This is a genomic window from Streptomyces sp. NBC_01006 (assembly GCF_045162725.1).
Lineage (GTDB): Bacteria > Actinomycetota > Actinomycetes > Streptomycetales > Streptomycetaceae > Streptomyces.
Genome location: NZ_CP108700.1, coordinates 4,732,476 through 4,752,077 on the forward strand (window position 1 = coordinate 4,732,476; position 19,602 = coordinate 4,752,077).

At 71.1% G+C, this 19,602-nt stretch carries 23 protein-coding genes; 6 read left to right on the forward strand and 17 right to left on the reverse strand.

Translation table 11 applies throughout. The features are described from left to right. Positions 1-13: 13 nt before the first annotated feature. Positions 14-1,225 carry an NAD(P)/FAD-dependent oxidoreductase gene (locus OG509_RS21620; protein WP_406184098.1) on the forward strand — a complete coding sequence of 404 codons (1,212 nt, stop codon included), beginning with the start codon at positions 14-16 and terminating at the stop codon, positions 1,223-1,225. A 159-nt stretch (positions 1,226-1,384) separates the two neighbouring features. Here the strand turns inward: OG509_RS21620 and OG509_RS21625 are convergent, their stop codons facing one another. The 10 genes from OG509_RS21625 to OG509_RS21670 form a co-directional block, all read right to left on the reverse strand. Further along, a complete protein-coding gene (locus OG509_RS21625; RefSeq protein WP_406184100.1) occupies positions 1,385-2,845 on the reverse strand; it encodes an MFS transporter in 1,461 nt (486 codons plus the stop codon). 88 nt (positions 2,846-2,933) lie between these two features. Further along, a complete protein-coding gene (locus OG509_RS21630) occupies positions 2,934-4,514 on the reverse strand; it encodes an AMP-binding protein (protein WP_406184101.1) in 1,581 nt (526 codons plus the stop codon). A 193-nt stretch (positions 4,515-4,707) separates the two neighbouring features. Beyond that, entirely contained in the window at positions 4,708-5,352 is a 645-nt protein-coding gene (locus tag OG509_RS21635) for an NAD(P)H-dependent oxidoreductase (protein ID WP_385585667.1), read from the reverse strand. 31 nt (positions 5,353-5,383) lie between these two features. After that, the gene (locus OG509_RS21640; RefSeq protein ID WP_406184102.1) at positions 5,384-5,779 is read right to left on the reverse strand and encodes a YybH family protein; all 396 of its coding nucleotides are present in this window, start codon (positions 5,777-5,779) and stop codon (positions 5,384-5,386) included. Between the two features lie 145 nt (positions 5,780-5,924). After that, on the reverse strand, positions 5,925-6,728 hold the full coding sequence (locus OG509_RS21645; RefSeq protein WP_406184103.1) for an arylamine N-acetyltransferase: 804 nt from the start codon (positions 6,726-6,728) through the stop codon (positions 5,925-5,927). Continuing rightward, positions 6,728-7,339, reverse strand: coding sequence for an NAD(P)H-dependent oxidoreductase (locus tag OG509_RS21650; protein WP_385585676.1), 612 nt, complete (start codon positions 7,337-7,339; stop codon positions 6,728-6,730). Before OG509_RS21650 ends, OG509_RS21645 begins: the two co-directional genes overlap by 1 nt. A gap of 179 nt (positions 7,340-7,518) precedes the next feature. After that, on the reverse strand, positions 7,519-8,694 hold the full coding sequence (locus tag OG509_RS21655; RefSeq protein ID WP_406184104.1) for an MFS transporter: 1,176 nt from the start codon (positions 8,692-8,694) through the stop codon (positions 7,519-7,521). Between the two features lie 141 nt (positions 8,695-8,835). After that, a complete protein-coding gene (locus OG509_RS21660) occupies positions 8,836-9,417 on the reverse strand; it encodes an NADPH-dependent FMN reductase (RefSeq protein WP_099890082.1) in 582 nt (193 codons plus the stop codon). A gap of 87 nt (positions 9,418-9,504) precedes the next feature. Then, positions 9,505-9,978 carry a deaminase gene (locus OG509_RS21665; protein WP_406184106.1) on the reverse strand — a complete coding sequence of 158 codons (474 nt, stop codon included), beginning with the start codon at positions 9,976-9,978 and terminating at the stop codon, positions 9,505-9,507. Beyond that, positions 9,975-10,673: a RibD family protein gene (locus tag OG509_RS21670; RefSeq protein WP_406184107.1), complete on the reverse strand. Its 699-nt coding sequence runs from the start codon at positions 10,671-10,673 to the stop codon at positions 9,975-9,977. The genes OG509_RS21665 and OG509_RS21670 overlap by 4 nt, the downstream gene beginning before the upstream one ends. A 235-nt stretch (positions 10,674-10,908) precedes the next feature. On the opposite strand from OG509_RS21670, the gene OG509_RS21675 reads away from it, so the two are divergent. Then, complete coding sequence (locus tag OG509_RS21675; RefSeq protein ID WP_406184109.1) at positions 10,909-12,438, forward strand: FAD-dependent oxidoreductase; 1,530 nt, start codon at positions 10,909-10,911, stop codon at positions 12,436-12,438. Between the two features lie 199 nt (positions 12,439-12,637). Here OG509_RS21675 and OG509_RS21680 read toward each other — a convergent pair whose 3' ends face one another. Together OG509_RS21680 and OG509_RS21685 are read right to left on the reverse strand one after the other, a co-directional pair. After that, positions 12,638-13,261 (reverse strand): hypothetical protein, encoded by a 624-nt coding sequence (locus OG509_RS21680; protein ID WP_406184110.1) that lies wholly within the window; start codon positions 13,259-13,261, stop codon positions 12,638-12,640. Positions 13,262-13,450: 189 nt separating this feature from the next. Beyond that, positions 13,451-13,798, reverse strand: coding sequence for a hypothetical protein (locus tag OG509_RS21685; protein ID WP_406184112.1), 348 nt, complete (start codon positions 13,796-13,798; stop codon positions 13,451-13,453). Between the two features lie 1,042 nt (positions 13,799-14,840). On the opposite strand from OG509_RS21685, the gene OG509_RS21690 reads away from it, so the two are divergent. Continuing rightward, positions 14,841-15,110 (forward strand): DUF1876 domain-containing protein, encoded by a 270-nt coding sequence (locus OG509_RS21690; protein WP_406184113.1) that lies wholly within the window; start codon positions 14,841-14,843, stop codon positions 15,108-15,110. Here OG509_RS21690 and OG509_RS21695 read toward each other — a convergent pair. Both OG509_RS21695 and OG509_RS21700 read right to left on the reverse strand, forming a co-directional pair. Next, positions 15,103-15,342, reverse strand: coding sequence for a DUF397 domain-containing protein (locus OG509_RS21695; protein WP_406184114.1), 240 nt, complete (start codon positions 15,340-15,342; stop codon positions 15,103-15,105). The genes OG509_RS21690 and OG509_RS21695 overlap by 8 nt on opposite strands. After that, the gene (locus OG509_RS21700) at positions 15,339-16,124 is read right to left on the reverse strand and encodes a Scr1 family TA system antitoxin-like transcriptional regulator (protein WP_406184115.1); all 786 of its coding nucleotides are present in this window, start codon (positions 16,122-16,124) and stop codon (positions 15,339-15,341) included. The genes OG509_RS21695 and OG509_RS21700 overlap by 4 nt, the downstream gene beginning before the upstream one ends. Positions 16,125-16,275: 151 nt before the next feature. Between OG509_RS21700 and OG509_RS21705 the strand changes: the two genes are divergently transcribed. From OG509_RS21705 to OG509_RS21715, 3 genes are read left to right on the forward strand one after another with little or no spacing between them, the layout of a single operon-like run. After that, entirely contained in the window at positions 16,276-16,782 is a 507-nt protein-coding gene (locus tag OG509_RS21705; protein WP_406184116.1) for an ATP-binding protein, read from the forward strand. After that, entirely contained in the window at positions 16,721-17,875 is a 1,155-nt protein-coding gene (locus OG509_RS21710; RefSeq protein ID WP_406184117.1) for a polymorphic toxin type 44 domain-containing protein, read from the forward strand. Before OG509_RS21705 ends, OG509_RS21710 begins: the two co-directional genes overlap by 62 nt. Then, entirely contained in the window at positions 17,872-18,183 is a 312-nt protein-coding gene (locus OG509_RS21715; RefSeq protein WP_406184119.1) for a hypothetical protein, read from the forward strand. The genes OG509_RS21710 and OG509_RS21715 overlap by 4 nt, the downstream gene beginning before the upstream one ends. An 18-nt stretch (positions 18,184-18,201) precedes the next feature. On the opposite strand, the gene OG509_RS21720 is transcribed toward OG509_RS21715, so the two are convergent. From OG509_RS21720 to OG509_RS21730, 3 genes are read right to left on the reverse strand one after another with little or no spacing between them, the layout of a single operon-like run. After that, positions 18,202-18,669, reverse strand: coding sequence for an SRPBCC family protein (locus OG509_RS21720; RefSeq protein WP_406184120.1), 468 nt, complete (start codon positions 18,667-18,669; stop codon positions 18,202-18,204). Beyond that, the gene (locus OG509_RS21725) at positions 18,666-19,175 is read right to left on the reverse strand and encodes an RNA polymerase sigma factor (RefSeq protein ID WP_406184121.1); all 510 of its coding nucleotides are present in this window, start codon (positions 19,173-19,175) and stop codon (positions 18,666-18,668) included. Before OG509_RS21725 ends, OG509_RS21720 begins: the two co-directional genes overlap by 4 nt. Continuing rightward, positions 19,172-19,600 carry a DUF3995 domain-containing protein gene (locus tag OG509_RS21730; protein WP_406184122.1) on the reverse strand — a complete coding sequence of 143 codons (429 nt, stop codon included), beginning with the start codon at positions 19,598-19,600 and terminating at the stop codon, positions 19,172-19,174. Before OG509_RS21730 ends, OG509_RS21725 begins: the two co-directional genes overlap by 4 nt. Positions 19,601-19,602: the final 2 nt, after the last annotated feature.

Here is a 19,602-nt window from a genome sequence, read left to right on the forward strand (position 1 = left end):
AAGGACACCACGCATGACCACCCGCACCCTCGTCGTCATCGGACACGGCATGACCGGCCACCGCCTGGTCGAGGAGCTCCGCTCCCGCGACCGGCACGGAACCTGGCGGGTGGTGGTCCTCGGAGAGGACAGACACCCCGCCTACGACCGGGTCAGGCTCTCGTCCGCCCTCGACGACAAGACCCCGGCCCAGCTGAGCCTGGTGAAGCCGGCCCTGTTCGACGACGCCCTGGTGGAGTTCCACACCTCCACCAGGGCCGTCGGCCTTGACCGCGAACTGCGCACCGTCACCCTCGAAGACGGCGGCCGCGTCCCCTACGACGCACTCGTCCTGGCCACCGGATCGGTGCCCTTCGTCCCGCCCGTCCCCGGCCGCGAACTGCCCGGCGTCTGCGTCTACCGCACCCTCGACGACCTCGACGCCATCCGTGAGGCCGCCGCCCGCACCACCACCGGCGTGGTGATCGGCGGCGGCCTCCTCGGGCTGGAGGCCGCCAACGGCCTGCGCCTGCTGGGACTCGCCCCGCACGTCGTGGAGATGGCGCCGCGGCTGATGCCCGTCCAGGTCGACGAGGGCGGCGGCCGCGTCCTCGACCGGCTCGTCACCGGGCTCGGCGTCACCACCCACCTGGGCGTGGCGACCAGCCGCATCGAGGCGGGCGCCGACGGACGGGTGGCCCGCCTGGTCTTCGCGGACGGTACGTCGATCGAGACCGGCCTCGTCGTCTTCTCCGCCGGGGTGCGGCCCCAGGACTCCCTGGCCGGCCCCGCGGACCTGCCGCGCGGCGAGCGCGGCGGCTTCCTCGTCGACGACCACTGCCGCACCCCGGACCCGTACGTCTGGGCCGTCGGAGAGTGCGCGGCCGTCGAGGGCCGCTGCTACGGTCTGGTGGCCCCGGGCTACCGGATGGCGGAGGCGGTCGCCGCGCAGCTGCTCGGCGAGGGCCCGGCCCGCTTCCCGGGCGCCGACATGTCCACCAAGCTCAAGCTGATGGGCGTGGACGTTGCCTCCTTCGGCGACGCCCACGCGCAGACCCCGGGCGCGCTGGAATTCGTACGGGAATCCGCGGGCGGGGAGGTGTACGCCAAGCTCGTCCTCGACTCGGCGGGGGACAGCCTGCTCGGCGGGATCCTCGCCGGCGACGCGGCCGCCTACCCGCGGCTGCGATCCCTGCTGGGTCGTGAACTCCCCGACTCCGCCGAGGCCTTGCTGGCCTCCGTATAGCCCCAGCCCCACCCGTGCCGCTGGGGGGTGTCCCGGATCCGGGACACCCCCCAGCGGCCGTTTCCGTGGTCCGTACCGGGCACGGCGCAACGGCGCACGGCGAGAGCCCCCACCCGGCCGGGTAGGGGCTTTCGCCGTGCGGTGCGTCAGGCTGCCGGATCAGACACCGGCGGTCTGTGACTCGCGCTCGGCGGCGGGCGCGGTCTGCACCTGCTGCTCGGGCTTCTTCAGGCCCAGGGCGATCAGGCCGGTGATCACGATGCCGGCCGCGGCGATGAAGACCGCCTTCTGGATGCCGTCGGTGGTGGCGGCGCGGAGCGCCTCACCCGTCTGGCCCTCCAGGCCGGAGTTGGCGATGGCGACCAGGACGGCGAGGCCGACGGCGCCACCGATCTGCTGGGTGGTGGAGGCGACACCGGAGGCGATGCCCTGCTCCTCGGGGGCGACGCCGATGGCGGCGGCACCGAACATCAGGGTGTAGCCGGCGCCCTGGCCGAGGCCCATGACGATCAGGCCGGGGACGAGGGCCCAGTACGAGGCGTCGGTGGCCATGGTGACGCCGACGATCGCGGTGCCGATGACACCGATGACCATGGCGCCGACCATGATGGCGCGGATGCCGTGCTTGGTGGCGAGGCCACCGGCCGTCTGGGCGCCGATGGCGATGGCGACCATCGGGACGAGGAAGGCGACGCCGGTCTCCAGCGGGCTGTAGCCGTGGACGCCCTGGAAGTAGACGGTGAGGAAGTACAGCAGGGTGCCGAAGGTGGCCATGTAGAAGAAGGTCACGCCCACCGCGGTGGTGAGGTTGCGGTTCTTGAAGAGCGACAGCGGCAGCAGCGGGTCGGAGGACTTCTTCTCGATGACGAAGAAGGCGATGAGCAGGACCACGCCGATGGCGAGGGCGCTGAGGACGACCGAGGAGGCCCAGCCGGACTCGGGGCCCTGGACCAGGGCGAAGACGATCGCGGTGATGCCGACGGTGGAGGTCAGGGCGCCCAGCAGGTCGAAGCTGCGGCTCGTGTTGCGGGCGGCGTCCGGCTTGATCAGCGGGAAGGCGAGCAGCGCGGCGATGCCGGCCAGCGGCACGTTGACGTAGAAGACGGACTCCCAGCCGAGGGACTGGGTGAGCACGCCGCCGAGCAGCGAGCCGACGATCATGCCACTGCCACCGGCGGTGCCCCAGACGGCGAAGGCGCGGTTGCGCTCCTTGCCTTCGGCGAAGCTGGTGGAGACCAGGGTCAGGGTCGCCGGGAAGAGGAAGGCGCCGCCGATGCCCTGGATCGCGCGGGCGGCGATCAGCACCTCGGGGCTGCCGGCGAGGCCGCCGAGCAGGGAGGAGCCGGCGTAGAGGGCGAGGCCGAGGACGAACATGCGGCGCGGGCCGAACAGGTCGCAGGCGCGGCCGCCGAGGAGCAGGAATCCGCCGAAGGCGACGGCGTAGGCGCTGACGACCCACTGGAGGGTCTGGGCGGAGAAGCCGAGGCCGCTGCCGATGTCGGGCAGGGCCACGTAAACGATGTTGTAGTCGATGGAGATGATCAGCTGGGCGAAGGCGAGCAGCGCCAGGGTGAGACCGAGGTGCTTGCGCCGGCCTTCCTGGTTCTGGGTGGTTGACATGGTGAAACAGCTCCCGGGGTAGCGGGTCGGGGGTTGGTGGGCCGTGCTCGGTGTGCGGTGGTGTGTGGTGGAGTCCGGGGCGCGTTGCTCAGGAGGCCAGGTCGTGGGTCACCTGGTCGGCGAGCCGACGGGCCAGTTCGAGGCGCTTGATCTTGGCGGTGGCCGTGCGCGGCAGCTCGCCGAGCTTCATCTGGATGGGGTCGGCCATCGTGGACTGGTCGGCGATGGCGCGCTTCCAGCGGCCGAGGTCCAGCGGCGCGTCGTCCTTGGTGCAGACGACCGGCACGGGCTCCTTCTCGGGGCCCGGCACGATGATGAGCTCGGTCAGCTCGGGCAGCCGGTGCAGGACGGTGTCCTCGACCTCCAGGGTCGAGTGGATCGTCGGGATCTGGTCGACCTCGCGGTCCAGCAGGTGCAGGCAGCCCCACTTGGTGCGGTAGCCGATGTCGCCGCCGCGCCACCACTCGCCGTCGAGCTGCTTCTCGAAGCGCTCGGCCTCGCCGTAGTAGGTCAGGGCGCGGCCGGCGGTCTGGACGTCGATGTAGCCGGGGTTGTCGTGGGAGACGGGCTTGCCGTTGCGGGACACCAGGCGGTACTTGGTGATGCCCGGCGTGGAGTAGCCCTGGCAGCGGCCGTCGGCCTGCATGACGGTCTTGCGGGTGTACGGGCGGGCGACCAGCGGGCCGCACTCGCTCTGGCCGTACACCTGGAGGAAGACGGGGTTCTTGCGCTCCGAGGCCCGCAGGAACTTGTCCATCGTGCCCGGGTGGATGGCGTCGAAGGTGGAGTTGTAGAAGCGGACCGTCTTGAACGGCTTGCGCGGGTCGTCGAGGATCGACTCGCACTCCAGGAAGGAGTTCGGGTGCGTCTCGAAGACGCCCGGACGGTACTTGACCATCGCGTCCGCGACCTTCGCCGGCTCGGCGTCGTCCAGGAAGACCATCGGCTTGTTGGCCAGCATCATGGCCGCGATGCCCGGGTACATCCGCGAGTGGACGTAGGAGACGTGCATCAGGATCGGCTCGCGCTGGCGCAGCAGGCTGACGGGGATGTTCTGCCAGCGGTAGCGGGCACCGATCGAACGGGCCGAGTGCACGACCAGCTTGGGGATGCCGGTGGTGCCCGAGGTGTGGGTCATGATCGCGTGCGAGTCGGGGTGCAGCGTCACCGGCGTGCGCTCGGGGGCGCCGGCCAGGTCGGAGAGCGAGATCGCGCCCTCGACCGGCTCGGTGACCGAGATGACCCGCGCGGTGAGCTCGGCGAGCGGCGAGGCGGCCAGCGAGCCCGTGAGCTTCGCGGCGTCCGTCAGCAGCGTCGGTGCGGGCAGCCGCTGCAGCAGCGCGTTGATGGTCTCCCCGTCGAGGTGCGCGGAGAGCATCACCGGGACGGCGCCGATACGGGCCGTGGCGCACGCGAAGAGAGTGATGTCGAAGTTGTTGGTCTTGTGGATGACGACGTGTTCGCTGGGCCGGATACCACTGGCCCACAGGCGGTTTGCCATCTCGGCGATCAGGTCGGCGAATTGGGCGACCGTCAGGACCTGGCCGACCTCGGGGAGGGCGTCCATGGTGCGGTCGAGCGTGATGGTGTTGGCGCCGAACTGGGCGGCAGCCTCCTCGGCCACCAGGCCGAGGTAGAGCGGCGTCTTGTTCTTGGGAATCCGGAGCATGTGTTCAAGTTCTCACCAAGAATGCCCGGGCCCAATGGCGGTTGTTTGACTGTGTCAGCTCGACGGAATCGAGCCATCGAATTGGCGGGAATCAACTGCGGTGTGCGCGAGAAAAGGCCCGTAGCGGATGCTCCCGCTACGGGCCTTTCCGGTGCCGGTGCGTTGCTGTTCTTGCTGGTTGCAGGGGGTGTTACTACTTGAGCCCCTGCTTGAGCGCCTCGGCGACCTGGAGGGTGCGGACGGTCTGGTAGCCGACCGCCTTGAGGTTGTCCTCGGTCACGTTCTGGGCGAGCAGGCCGGGGACGGCCTGGAGCCCGGACGTGGCGCTCACGCCGTACGGGTTGCCGTTGCTCGGCGCCACCATGATCGGGTCGGTGACGCCCGGGGGCACGATGATCGCGCCCCAGTGGTAGAAGACGTTCGACAGGGACAGGACGGTCGACTCCTGGCCACCGTGCTGGGTGCCCGTGGACGTGAACGAGGACATGGCCTTGTTCTTCAGCCCGCCGCGGGCGTGCAGCTCGAAGGTCTGGTCGATGAAGTGCTTGAGCGGGCCGGCCATGGCGCCGTAGCGGCCCGGGGTGCCCCAGATGACCGCGTCGGCCCAGTCGAGGTCGTCCTGCGTGGCGATCTCGACCTCGCGGCTGCTGCCGCCGACGTGCTCCTGGAACGCCTCGGTCCACTCGGAGAAGTTGGGCGCGATGGTGGCTTCCTGGATCTCGGCGACGCGGCGCAGGCGTACCTGGGCGCCGGCCTTCTCCGCCGCCTCGGCGGCGGCCACCGCGAGCTTGTGGATGTTTCCGGTCGCCGAGTAATAGACGATCGCGACGTTGGTCATCGGCTCTTCAATCTCTCTTGTCTTGTGGGATTCAGGGCTTCGCGCTTTCGCGGTCGGTTCCCGGCGGGTTGTCAATGGCATAACGCCAGGAGCCGTCCGCGCCGCGGCGCACCACATCCGTGGCCGTGCCTTCGTGGAGTACGGAAGTTCCGTCCGGCTTGACGCCCTTGATCAGATAGTCACACAGCAGCAGCGCCAGGTCGTCGTATTCGTAGCAGTGGCGCACCGTCAATTTCATCGGGATGCCCAGTGACATGAAGCTGCGGGTCGCGTCGCGCCGGCCATCGCCCGTGACGACCTCGCCGGGGGTGAGCACGCGTACCGCCCCGGGCTCGAAGAGGCGGTCGATCGCCTCCATGTCGCGGGCGTTGAAAGCGCGCAGGAACGCATCGGGAAGTTCGGCCGGTGCCGTGACGGTTGTGGTCATGGTGACTCCTGGGAGGGGGGAAGGAGGTACCTGGCGGAGGCGATGGAGGTGGAGGCGGAGGTGGAGCCGGAGCGCCCACCGTGGGGGGAGTGGGGGGATCCGGCGGTGCCGGTGGGAGGTGGGGACGCGGGTGGGGAGCCCGCGGCTACTCGACGGCGATGCCGGACGAGCCCTCGGGGCGCACCGGCTCGTCGGGCAGCCGGTCCAGTGCCATTCCGAAGTACTTGTGGTACGCCTCGAACACCTCGGTGTCGTCGGCGAGTTGCTCCACGGTGAACTCACCGTGGACCCGCTTCGTCAGCGTGTGGCCCTTCAGCGTGATCCGGCCCTCGACCGTCGGCAGCGAGCAGAACACGTCCTGCATGAACGGTGAGTCCGGGCAGGTGCGGAACCACCACAGCGAAGGCCGGAACTCGCCCAGCTCACGCGCCCGGCCGTCCACCCGGTACATCGGATCGCCGTCCATGAACAGGTCGAACTCGCCCTGTTGCTCCGGTCCGAAGGCGAACGCGCCCTGCGGGTCGTACTGCACCGCCTCGGTCCCCAGCAGCAGCGGCCGCCGCGCGTTGCGCCGGAAGCCCACGTCCACCAGGTACGCCGACCCGTCGAAGGTCACGCGCAGCATCAGGTGGCCCAGCGGAGCGCCGAGCCCGCCCGGCCGGTGGACCCGCGCCGAGAGGATCTCCACCTGGAAGCCGAGCGCCTCCAGCAGCAGCCCGAAGGCCGGGTTCACCTCGTAGCAGGCACCGCCGCGGCCCTGGTGCACGATCTTGTCGACGGCCCGCTCGTCCAGGTGGATCTCCTGGCCGAGGTGGTAGTCGAGGTTCTCGAACGGCACGGTCAGCACGTGCCGTTCGGTCAGCTCGGCCAGCGCGGCCAGGTCCGCCTTCGCGGGGCGCGAAGCGCCGATCCGGGCCAGGTACGCCGTCGCGAGCCCGTTGTCGATCATCAGGCGTCCAGGGTCTTGATCACGGAGGCGACCTGGAGCGTACGGCGCGCCTGGAAGGCCGCGGCCTCCAGGTTCTCCTCCGGGACCTGGCCCGGGTTGCCGCCGACCACGGCGGAGGCGCCGTACGGGTTGCCGTTCTTCGGCTTGTACAGCACCGGGTCCGTGGAGCCGGTGGAGACGATGACCGAACCCCAGTGGGTGATCGCGTTGTGCAGGGCGAGGATCGCGGAGACCTGCCCGCCGTGGGCCGCCGAGCCGGACGCGAAGGCGGACACCGCCTTGTTCAGCAGCTTGCCCTCGATCGACAGCTTCGACGTGGAGTTGATGAAGTGCATCAGCTGCGGGGCGGCGAGACCGAAGTGCACCGGGGTGCCGAGCAGGATGCCGTCCGCCCACTCCAGGTCCGCGAGGGTCACCACGGGGATGTCCTTGGTGGCGTCCTGGAAGGCGGAGGCGCCGTCGCGGCTCGCGGACTCACCGTTCGGGGCGATCTCGGCGATCCGCAGCAGGCGGACCTCCGCGCCCTCCTTCTCGGCCGCGGTGGCGGCGGCCTCGGCGAGCTTGTGGGTGGAGCCGGTGGACGAGTAGTAGATGACAGCGATGTTCGTCATGACGCGAAGCACTCCCTTTCGACCGCCCCCGCTCGTATCCGGTTTTCGACTGCCGGGGCCTTGGGTTGATCCTGTTCCGTGCCCGGCGCCCCACCGAGGGCGCCGGCCCTAGTCCGTCACGTACGCGCGGCCGTGTGTCAGGTGCGCGCGTACGCATGTCAGGTGCGGGCGTACGCGAGTCAGGTACGGGCGGCCCGGCGCCGGCGGCGGCCGGTCACCACCAGCAGCACCACGCAGCAGCCCAGCAGGGCGGACATGAACAGCCCGACGCCCCTGACCTCGCCGAACGCGAGCGGGATCTGTGCGCCTATCCCGCCGCCGATGTTGAGCGTGAACCCGTACAGGGCCGTCGCCATGACCCCGTGCGCCGCGCCCGAGATCGCGCCGATCTCCTGCACCACGGCAGGGCCGATCGCCGCGAGGCCCAGCATGAACACGAACAGCGCCCCGGCCAGCCCGGCGGCCGTACCGCCGAACAGCCCGGCACCGCAGATCCCCGCCGCCGCCACGGCGAACGCCCCTGCCCCGCGCGGCCGGGCCGGGATCCGGCCCAGCAGCGGCGACAGCAGGACGCCCAGCACCAGCGCGGGAATGGCCGTGGCCCGCAGCGTCAGCATCGCCTGGCCGTCACCGACCAGCGAGGCCGGACCGTAGAGCTGCACGCTCGTGTAGACGGCCGTCATGGTGCTGGAGCAGGTGATCCCGACGACGTACAGCGGCAGCAGCCGCAACCACATCCGCCTGGTCTCGCCGCGATCCGCCCGCGAGGCGGAGCCCCCGCCGGAGCCGGCGCCCGCGCCGCCCCTGGCCCGCGCCGGATCCACCGGCGCCAGCACCCGGCGCAGGATCTGCGCACCCACCAGCAGCAGCGGCGCGGTCACCCAGAACGTGCCCCGCCAGCCGACGACGGCGGCCAGCAGCTGCGATTCCACCTGCCCGGCGACGATGGTCCCCGCCATGCAGGCGGAGACGATCGTGAGCGCCGTCGGCAGCTTCGAAGCCGGGATGTGCGTGTTCAGGTAGGCGTACACCAGCGGGACGTACACGCCGGCGAACAGACCCTGCCCGGCCCGCAGCGCCAGCCCCACACCGAAGGAGTCCGCCAGCGGCACGCAGGCGGTCACCACCGCCAGCGCGCTCACCCCGGCCACCAGCACCGCCCGGGTGCCGAACCGCCGGGCCAGCGCCCCGCTGAACAGCGAGATGATCGCGTACGTCACCGCGTACGCGGAGGTGGCCCAGGTGGCCGACGCCTGGTCCACCCCCCAGGCCCGCCCGATGTCGGGCAGCAGCGGGATCGCCACGTACAGCTGGCCCACCACGAGCATCCCCAGCAGGGAGATGGCCGCGACCACGCGTGCGACGGACCGCCGCGTAAGACGGCCCGGTGCGGTGCGGTGGGCTGGGGAGAGGTCGTGCGCAGGCTCATCGTTCCTCCAGGGCTGCGGTGCACCCCGGGAGGGTGGGCCGGTCCGGGCGAGGTGGCGGGTCGGCGATCAGCTGCCGTACGGCTGCTGGGCCTTCTTGTCCTTGAGCGCGGTGCCCCACCACTCCAGCGCGTCCAGGAGGGTCTTGGCCGCGGCCTCCGCCTCGGTCGGGTCGATGAGGTTGCCCTGCTCGTCGAACTGGCCCCAGGGACCGTGGAATCCGACGGTGTCGCGGACCGTCACCGAGTGGGTCTCGGCGAAGATCTGGCGCAGGTGCTCGACGGCGCGCATACCGCCCGCGAGGCCGCCGTAGCCGACGAAGCCGACCGGCTTGGCGTGCCACTCGGTGGTGTGCCAGTCGATCAGCGACTTGAGCGAGGCGGGGTAGGAGTGGTTGTACTCGGGGGTGACGACGACGAACGCGTCGGCGGCGGCCAGACGGGGCGAAACGCCCGAGAGCACGGCCTGGACCTCCAGGTCCGGCGACTGCGACAGCCGGTTCGGCAGGTCGTGCTCGATCAGGTCGATCACGTCGATCTCAAGGTTCTGCCGCTCACGGGCGACACCGGTGAACCAGTTCGCGATGACCGGGCCGAACCGGCCGTCACGGACACTTGCGACGATGACTGCGACGCGGAGCGGCTCAGACATTGAAAAATACCTCCGGATGAGTGCGAGCTAGCGGTGCCCACTTTTTGCGCCGCGCGCCGGGCGGACAACGCCGCGGGCACGAGTACGTCAACTTCCCGGCCCCGCCGCCCACAGATGCGCGTTGACCTGCCGGGCCGCCCCGGCCAGCCGGGCCAGCTCCACGACCTCGATCCCGGCCGCGCGCAGCTCGGCCACGCCCGTGCACGCCGTCACGAACAGCGCCGGCTCCCGCCACGCGATGACCACCCGGCGCACCCCGGCCCGGGCCACCAGCCGCGCACACGGAACCGGCCGGGAGCGCCGCTGCGAACACGGCTCCAGCGTCGAGTAGAGCGTCGCCGTACGCAGCCGGGCATCGTCCGGCGCGAGCTTGGCCAGCGCCGACTCCTCCGCGTGCACCGTCGGATCGCCCTCGCGGCTGTACCCGTACGACAGCTCCGTCCCGCCGCCGTCCACGAGCACCGCGCCCACCGAGTACGCGCCCGGGCTGGGCGGGCACCGCCGCGACAGAGAGATCGCCCGGCGCATCCACTCCTCGTCCGACAGGTACAGCGGTGTCACAGTGCACGCTCCTTCGGCGCGTAGCGCAGTACGACGGCATCCCCCGCCACCCGCGCGTCCAGCAGTCTCATCCGGGCCGCGGGCCCGCCCGGGAACTCCGCCCCACCCACCAGCCGCGGCGCGCCCTCCTGCCCCACCAGCAGCGGAGCCACGGCCACCTGGAGCTCGTCGGCCAGGTCGAGGGCGAGCAGCTGCGTGTGCACGGACGTGCCGCCCTCCACCATCAGCCGCCCGACACCGCGCCGCCCGAGCACGTCGAGCACCCGCGCCCAGTCCAGCTCCGGCCCGGTGCTCACCACCTCGGCGAGGCCGCCGAGCGCCGCGCGCAGCGGCCCGGCGCTCCCGTCGACGGTGAACACCACCTTCTCGCCGCCGCAGTGCCAGAACCGCAGCCCGGGATCGAGCCAGGGCGAGGCGGTGACGGTGACCTTGAGCGGATCCGCGGGCGCGCCGCGGTCCACCCGGGCGGCCCGCCGCCGCGGATCGCCCACCAGCAGCCGCAGATCGTCCTTCCGTAGGGTGCTCGCGCCCACCAACAGCGCGTCACAGGACGCGCGTACGGCGTCCACCCGGTCGAAGTCCTCGGGTGAGGACAGCAACAGCCGGTCGGGGCTCGCGTCGTCGAGCCGCCCGTCCACGCTCATCGCGGCGGACAGCAGGACGTACGGCCTGCGCGCACTGTCGGCACCGCCCATGCGGACGTCACCCCTCCCTGTACCCCTGCTCGTCGGTCGGGGCGTCACCGTAGGCGGTGCCCCTCGGCCAACTTGCGGGCCGCGAGCCGAGTCCGTCAGCTCAGCGCCGGCCCACCGCCGGGTAGTGACGGATTCCGGATAGCCGTGGCGGGAACCCTGCGTTCCTGACCGAGGCTGCACGCACTCGACCGAAAGCTTTGTCCTGCGTGCCAGGACGGAACGGAGTGTGGTTCACGTGCTCACCAGACGCTCGCTCATACGCGCCGGTGCCGGCGTCGGGGCGGCCGCCGCACTGACAGCCGGAACCGGTGGTCTGATGCTGGCGCAGGCTGCCGGCGCCACCCCGTGGAAGACGCTGCAGGGCCGGCTGACCGGCCGGCTCGTCCTGCCCGCCGACGCGACGTACGAGACGGCCAAGCAGCTGCAGCTGGCCCAGTTCGACGTGATCCACCCGCAGGCCATCGCGTACTGCACCAGCGAGGCCGACGTGGCCGCGTGCATCCGCTTCGCCCAGGACTACGGCCTGGCCCCCGCGGTGCGCAGCGGCGGCCACAGCCAGGCCGGCTACTCGACCACCCCGGGCCTGGTCATCGACGTCTCGAAGCTCAACCACGTCCGCCCCGGCGACACCGTCCACCTGGGCCCGGGCAGCCAGGGCGTCGACGTCCTCAACTCCCTCGCCCCGTACAACATCCAGGTCGCGGCCGGTACCTGCCCCACCGTCGCGGTCGGCGGCTGGCTCCAGGGCGGCGGCCTCGGCTACGCCACCCGCAAGTTCGGCATGGGCGCCGACCGGCTGGTCTCGGCCCGGGTCGTGCTGGCCAACGGGCGGACCGTACGCGCCTCGGAGACCGAGAACCCCGACCTGTACTGGGGCCTGCGCGGCGGTGGCGGCGGCAACTTCGGCGTCGTGACCGACTTCGAGGTGCAGCCGGTCCAGATCCCCTCGCTCACCACGTACAACCTCAACTTCGCCTGGTCGGACGCCGTCCAGGTGATCCTCGCCTGGCAGGACTGGATCGCGACCGCGCCCCGGGAGCTCTCCTCGGAGCTGCTGTTCCTGCTCTCCACCGACGCCCCGGCGGGCACCGAGCCGTACGTCGTCCTCACCGGCGGCTACGCCGGCCCGCAGGCCGACTGCGACCGGGCGCTGGACCAGCTCATCGCGGCCGTCGGCCGGCCCACCACCTCGCGCACGGTCAGCGAACTGCCGTACCGGGACGCGATGATGAACGTCTTCGGCTGCGGGACGAAGACCGTCAACGAGTGCCACCGGATCGGCTACTCGCCCGAGGCGCAGCTGTCGCGCGACAACTACTCCCTGGGCCGGAACAACTTCTTCGCCCGCGGCTGGACCCGCGCCAACGCCGAGGCGGCCGTGGCGGCCTTCACGGCCGACTTCCGTCCGGGCCAGTTCCGCTTCCTGGGCCTGTTCGCCTACGCGGGCAAGGTCAACGACGTCGCCCCGACGGCCACGGCGTTCGTGCACCGAGACTCGCTCTTCAACGCCGGGTACTCGGTGGGCCTGACCAACCCGAACCTCACGCAGGAGGACAAGGACCGGGGCCAGGCCTGGGTGGACAACGGCTTCAACACCGTGGAGCCGTTCTCGGCCTCGCTGCACCAGTCGTACCAGAACTACATGGACCCGGCGCTGACGAACTGGCGCGAGGCCTACTACGGCCGGAACTACACCCGCCTCCGCTCGGTCAAGCGCATCTACGACCCGAACCGCTTCTTCCGCTTCGCGCAGGGCATCGACTGACGCGGGGGCGGGCCGGGGCGTCGCCCCGGCCCGCCCCGGCCGGGTCAGCGCAGCGGCCAGACGCGCGCGGACCCGGCCGGGGGCCCGGCCCGCCAGACCCTCCACCAGCCCTGCCACCATCTCGGCACCCTGTTCCTGTCCATGCCGGGCAGCGTAGGCAGGGGGCGGGCGGGGGTTCACGGAGCGGGAGAGGAATCTGTCACTCCACGCGGTCGGACCGTTGCTGCCGCTGCCGGTACCGGTGGAGCTGCCAGGCGGCGTACGCCACGAACGGCACCGTGACGCCGGGCACGACCCACCAGGGCAGGCCGATCGCGAAGGCGGGGACCGCCACGGCGAGGGTGGTGACCGCCGCGCCGAGGAGCAGCGGGAACCCGAGCGAGCGCCAGGTCCAGGGCTCCCGCCCGCCGAACCCGGCCAGCCACGCGGTCGCGAAGCCGAGCCCGAGGGCCGCGAGCAGGCCGGCGAAGGTGCCGAGCCCGGCGGTCATCTGGGCATCGTCGCGGGGCTCGTCGGCGGAGCTCTGCCGGACGTCCCCCTGGGCGAGGGCCATGACTGCGCCGCGCCACACGGTGGCGGTCACCTGATCGCCGGGCTCCAGCCGCGCGAGGAGCGGCCCGGGGTCACCGAACCGCACGACGGTCTTCCAGGAGGCACCGGAGGCGGACGTACCGGAGAGGGTCGCCTCGAAGCTGCCGCTCCGGCCCTTCTTGACCACCGTGCGGTCGACGGTGAGGGGGAGGGTGCGCAGGCAGTCGTCGGTGCTGTCGCTGCACGGCGCGGCGGCGGCGTAGTCCCCGTACCGCCGGATATCGTCCGGCACCACCACAGCGAACAGAAACCCGCTGATCAGCGCGGGTATCAGCGACAGAACGGCCAATGCCGCCCCGGCCACCCGCCCAGGCCGATTTCCAACATCTGTCACCACAAGCCCCCCCCGTACGTACGCACGTTCGCTCCCCACAGCTTCGACGGCCGCGGGCGGGCAGGCAAATGACTTGATCGGCGCGCCTCAGGGCCAGTCGACGATGGCGGCGAACACGACGTAGTCGAGGACGACGACGGCAGGAGCGAGCAACGAGAACCCGACCCGCCGGGCGGCGTTCCGCCGCTGCCAGGGCAGCGCCCAGCAGATCACCAGCACGGCGAGGACGAGCAGCAGGCCGGTGTTGAAGACGGGGAAGGCGAGGCCGTACGAGGCATCGAACCGATCGCTCGCGGCGTCCCCGCAGGAATCGCAGGCCATGGGAGACAGCCCGGCGGAGAAGAACGCGAGGACCCCCATCGGCAGTGTCAGCAGGGTGGAGATCAGCGGCGCGACGAAGGCACACCGGTCGCGCGAGGTGGTGTCTTGATCCATGCCACGAGTCAACTGCGCCGACGGGAGCGGCACATGAGCGCGGGTACTCAGGCCACTAGGTATCTCGGGGGCGGGGTTTCGCCAGCCGGCATCAGAGGGAGTCCGGGGGTTTCCCGACAGTCCACTGTCCTTCCGTGTCGGTCCGGGCCGTCAAGGGCGCTCCCTTCGGTCGCGTCGCTTCGCGATGTCGCTACGCTCCACCCTTGACTGCCCGGCCCGCCCCGGAATGCCATAAGACTGTCGGGAAGCCCCCGAAGGAACGGTCAGGGGGACAGGTGCGCATTCGGCTCCCTCAGGGATGTCGATCTCACCACCGGGTTCAGCCGTCCTCTCCAAGGGGCACCGTGCACCCCTTCCCGCACCCCGCCAGCCCACCGCACACCAGACAGCGACGAGATGCCCATCCCGTCCCGGTCGGGCGGGATGCGCATCAAATCGCTACGCGCTTCGCCCGGCATAGCGTCCGACGACCGCCTGCGGCTGGACATAAGCCGCCCACGACCGGCACGGGGGCCCTGGGCCTGCGACAGCAGGCGGTTTGTCCCTTTTGGCGGCCAATCCGGACCCTCAAGGGGCCTTGCCGGAGTGGAAGGTTGAGAAACCCGGCATCAGACTCCCTCACACCCCTTTTCCGCCCCCTCTCGCCCTCTTTTCGGCCCAGAGAGCGTGCAGACGCCCGAAACCCGCCCACGGACGTCGTCTGGCGGCCTCCAGCGACGTGCAGACGCCCGAAAACCCGGCCACGGACGTCGTCTGCGGCCCCCAACGACGTGCAGACGCCCGAAGGCCGCCCACCTGCGGTGCGTGGGCGGCCTATGTCCAGCCCAAGGCGGTCGCTGGACGCCATGCCGGGCGAAGCGCGTAGCGATCCGCTGCGCGCCCCGTCATGGCCGGGCCCGGTGGTCCCGGGAGGGACGGGACGCCCCCGGACACACCACCGACCCCGGCCGACCGGGACCCCGCCCCCCCCGAGCCCCCGCTCGCGTTCCAGCCGCCCCAGGCGCACCCTGGAGACAGGGTGACCCCCTGGAGGTGATGCACCATGCCCACACTCGTCGGGTGGCACGTGGAGCTCGAATTCACCGAGGAAGGCCACCGCACCAGCGCGGCGGCCATGGTCAGGCTCGGTGACGGCTCCGAGATGAGGGCGCGCGGCTACGCCATGCGCCACCCCTCCGACCCGGAGCAGCTGCGGGTCGGGGAAGAGATCGCCGGCGCTCGCGCGCTGATGGATCTCGCGTCCCAGATGTTGCAGAAGGCCCACTCAGAGATCGATGCAGAGACGGGCCGACACTCTTACCCGATCAGCTAGTGACCCACTGAGCGAGGTGGGACCACGCGCTGGGAGAGAGAGCGAGCGAGGGGCCGTGAGGGACTTTCGAGTCCCTCACGTGCACCTGGTCGGCGCAGGTGGCGACCTCGACGCAGGCGTCGCCTTCTTCACTGCTGTAGCTGGACTTGCGCCAGGCGACGGCGACCTCCAGGCACTGGCCGCCTTCGTCGCTGCTGTAGCTGGACTTGAACCACGTGAGTGTGGTGTTCATCGTTCTCCTGAGAGGCGATCCAACAGGGCCTTTGTCTCCTGGAAGTTGAGGGCCTGGGATCGCAGCATTGCATACTTCCGTGTGAGGATGCTGACGTCCTCGGGGTCCTGCCGGAAAACGCTGCCGCGCTGGGTCTCCGCGTAGAAGAGGTGCTGGTGCTCGGGGGTTTCCAGGAGGATGAACGGGCCTCCGAGCCCCGCGTGGCCGGTGAGGCCCAGAGGCAGGATCTGGAGCGAGATGCCCGGCCGATCCGCGCACGCGCGCAAGTGTCGGAGCTGCTCCCGATAGACCTCATCACCGCCGATCCGGTCGCGGACGGCGGGTTCCCAGATGATGAAGCTGAGGGTCGGCGGGACCGGGCGGTCCAGGATCTCCTGGCGCTCCATGCGGCGGGAGACCTGGACCTCAATCTCCTCGACGCCCAGGTACGGAACGCGGCAGCCGAAGAGCGCTCGGGCGTACTCCTCCGTCTGGAGCAGGCCAGGTAAGACATGTGTGTTGAACCACGAGATGGCCACGGCCTCCCGCTCGCGGTCCATGTACTCCTCCGCCCACGGAGGGATCACGTCCACCGCCGGCATCTGGTCCGAGGCCACGGCAAGGACCCCCGGCAGCCCGAGGAGCCGGTCCAGCAGATCGGCCACGTCGGGCATCAGCGCACGTCTGCCCTGCTCGATCGAGGCGATGGTCTGTTCCTCCAGCCCCACCAACTCTCCAAGTTGCTTCTGGGTCAGGTTCTTCGCGACGCGGCTGACGGCGACCATCGCTCCGACCATCTTCATGGTCGTCGCGTTGGGCCGTGGGCGCTTCCTTGGTGGCATGACAGCGAACTCCCCGTCCGTGCACGGCCAATACCCGTGACAACCCGTACTCATCAATGAGTACGGGTTGGCGCTCAGCCAGACGCTAGTCACTCCGCGCGACGATCGCCTCGTGAATCTCGATATCCAACCGGCGCTCCTGCGGCAGCAGTTCTACCTCCGGTCTCCCCGAACCATCAGTGCCGCAAGGGGTTTCACACGTGACACCCTCCACGCCTGGGGTGTCACGTCGCGTGAGGACGACATGTTGCTCTGCGTGAGCGAGCTGGCCACCAACGCCCTCCTCCACGGCGCCCCGCCCGGGCGCGGCTACCTGCTCCGTCTCCTCCGCCTGGAGCACCTCGTACGCGTAGAGGTCCACGACAGCGGCGACGGCGCGCCCATCCCCCAACCACAGGACCGGGACGGCGGCGGCCTGGGCCTCCTCATCGTCGAAGCGGTTGCCGATCTCTGGGGCGTGAGCGAGCGCCGGCCTGGCAAGGTGGTGTGGTGCGAGTTCCGAACACACCTTGCTGATATGCACAGTTGGGGGAGACGTGCTCACGTACCAGGAAGTGATGACGACGAACTTCGGCCTGCTCGCCACGGCGGCGACCGCGTGGGACGCGATGGCCGGTGAACTGAAGAAGGTCGAGGACCGGTACGCCGGGAGCGTCCAGAAGGTCACCATGGGTCCGTCCGTCGGCCAGAACTGGCTCGGTCTCAGCGCCGGGGTCGCGCAGGACCGCTTCGCCACCACCCGCCGCGAGTACGCCGCCGCCCAGACCGAGGCGAAGGCGGTCGCCGCGCTCCTGCGCGACGCCCACGCAGGGTTCGTGGAGCTGAAGAAGAAGGTGGAGTCGGCCCGCAAGGACGCCGTCGACGCCGGCATGGCGGTGTCCACGGCGGGCAGGGCAAGCTTCGACTTCACCCGGGTCGAGGACCCCGCCCAGGCCCGCATCCTGCGCCGCGACCCCGGGATGCGGGAAGCGGAGGACTCGTGGACCGCGCACATCGCGGAGGCGGTGCGTGCGGTGGATGAGTTCGACAAGGCCATCCGGCAGGCGCTCCAGGCCGTGGTGGTCGACTCCAACCCCTTCGACGGCACGATGGGCGGCTTCAACGCCACCGCCAAGCCGGTGATCCCGCCGACCGGGTCGGCGCGCAGCGAGCAGAAGTTCACCGAGGCCGAGAAGTGGATCTTCGACGAGATGAAGCGGAACGTGGACTCCGACACCGTCCACCAGCTGCAGGCCCTGCTGCGCGAGCCGCAGTGGTACGACTTCGGGCGCAATTACGGCGGCGACATCAACGCGGCGCTCGTGATGTGGGGCCTGAAGGTGGCCCCCGGCCAGGACTGGGACCACAAGCCCCAGCTCCAGCAGCACTTCGACCTCCAGACGAAGAACGACTACTTCTTCAAGCAGCCGGGCCAGAACCGGGAGGTGTTCTACGACATCTACTCCAACATTCATTACGGGTACATCGGTCGGGCCGCAGGATTCGACCCGGACACCCTCATCAAGGGCGCCTCTTTGGGGGAGACCTTGCTGACGGGTGACGACGACCAGGGCGACCAGATCACCATGAGGATCGGAATGGACCTGTACGACAAGTACGGCAAGGACATGACGGAAGACCAGCTCAAGCAGGGGATCGAGGACGCCATGGACCGGATGGAGCAGGCGAAGCGGGAGGGCAAGGACGTCCCGCAGATCAGGAGCACCCCGTGACGCGCGGACAGCTGGGCTGCGTCCTCGCCCCGCTGGCCGGTCTGGGCACGGGCGTGCTCGGCGCGGTACTGCTCAATGCAGCCTGGCGCGCCTGCGACGTCGGCGTGAACGGGGCCGCCAACGGCCTCGCCCTGCTCTTCTACGGGGCGCTGCTCGCCCTCCTCGCGACGGCCTGGTGGGGCGTGCTCGTCGCGTACGTCGGCCGCTGGAACCTGGCGGTCGCCCTCCTCGGCGGCCTGGCCGGTGCAGCGGTCATGGTCTGGGTCTTCGTGGCCCTCCTCCAGGTCCCCGACGGCTACCGCTGCTAGCTCCGGGCCGCCCCGGTGCTATCCGGCCCCGGGGCCCGCCCGCCGCTCCACCCGGGCCTGGAGCCGGGTCATCGCGCGGGTCAGCTCCCCGGATGCCCCGAAGGGGACGATCGCCGCGTGCCCGGGAACCCGTACGCCGCCCGTCAGGGCCACGCGGGTGCCGCCGCCCGGCTCGGGGGCGGCCGCCATGCCGATGATCAGGAAGCGGCTCTGCAGCCAGCACCAGCCCGGGCGCAGGGCCCCCCGGAAGTGGGCGCGGAATCCGTACTTGCTGCGGGCCAGCGCCTCCACCCGGTCGCCGGTCCTGCGCAGGACGCGGATGCCGCGCATGTCCGGCTGGAACCGGCCGAACTCGCCCTCCAGGTCACCCATCACCGCCCAGACGGTTTCCAGGGGGGCGGGGACGACCTGTTCGGCGATCCGGGCGCCCCGGACGCCCGCCGCCATGATCCGCAGGCGGTTCACCTCGTCGAGTGCGTACGTCATGCGGACCATGCCTTTCGGAAGCTGGTACGGGCCCGGTGCAGCCGGGACTTGGCGGTGCCCGGCGGGACGCCGAGGAGCACGGCCGCGGACTCCTCGTCGAGCCCCTCCACGTCCCGCAGCACCAGGACCGCCCGGTGGTCGGGCGAGAGGCGGGCCAGGACGTCGTCGATGTCGGCGGCGAGCTCGGGGTCCCCGGGGCCGGGGAGGTCGGCGAGTTCGGCGGGGCGGGCGCGGGCCGCACGGCGGGCGACGCGGACCGCCTCGCGGACCGCGATGGCGCGGACCCATCCGTACAGGGTCTCCGGATCGCGCAGGCCCCGCAGGGCGCGGAAGACCGCCACCAGGGCCTCCTGGCAGGCGTCGGGGCCGTCCGCGAGGGCGATGGGGGTGCAGATGCGGGCGACGTACGGGGTGAGGTGGTCGAGCAGGTCGTGCATCGCGAGGGTGTCGCCGGCGCGGGCGGCCCGGGCGAGTGCGACGCCGCGGTCGTGTTCGGCGGGGGTCACCGGGCGCGGGCCAGCCGGGCGGCCGCCCAGCCGAGGCCGAGGCAGGCGGGCGTGTAGAGGACGAGGTTCAGCCGGTGGAAGGGGCCGGACGGGCTGTCGAGGAGACCGGCCGCCCATCCCAGGCCCGCGAGGCCCCGTACGGCCAGACCGGCCGCGACGGCCGCGGTGACCGCCCGCGTGACGCGTCCGCCGTGCCCGTACGCGTGACCGAGGACGGCGGCGGCTCCGCTCAGGGTGAGCGCCGCCAGCGGGAGGACGACAGCCGGTGCGAAGGAGACCTCCGTGCCGAGGACGGCGAGGGAGAGGGTGCGCTCGCTCGCCGCGGGCCAGGTGCGGCCGGTGGCCCAGTACAGGTGCACCAGCCCGTCCGCGGCCAGCAGCCCGGCGAGTGCCGCTCCGGTGCGGCGCCGCGATGTGTCTCTCATGA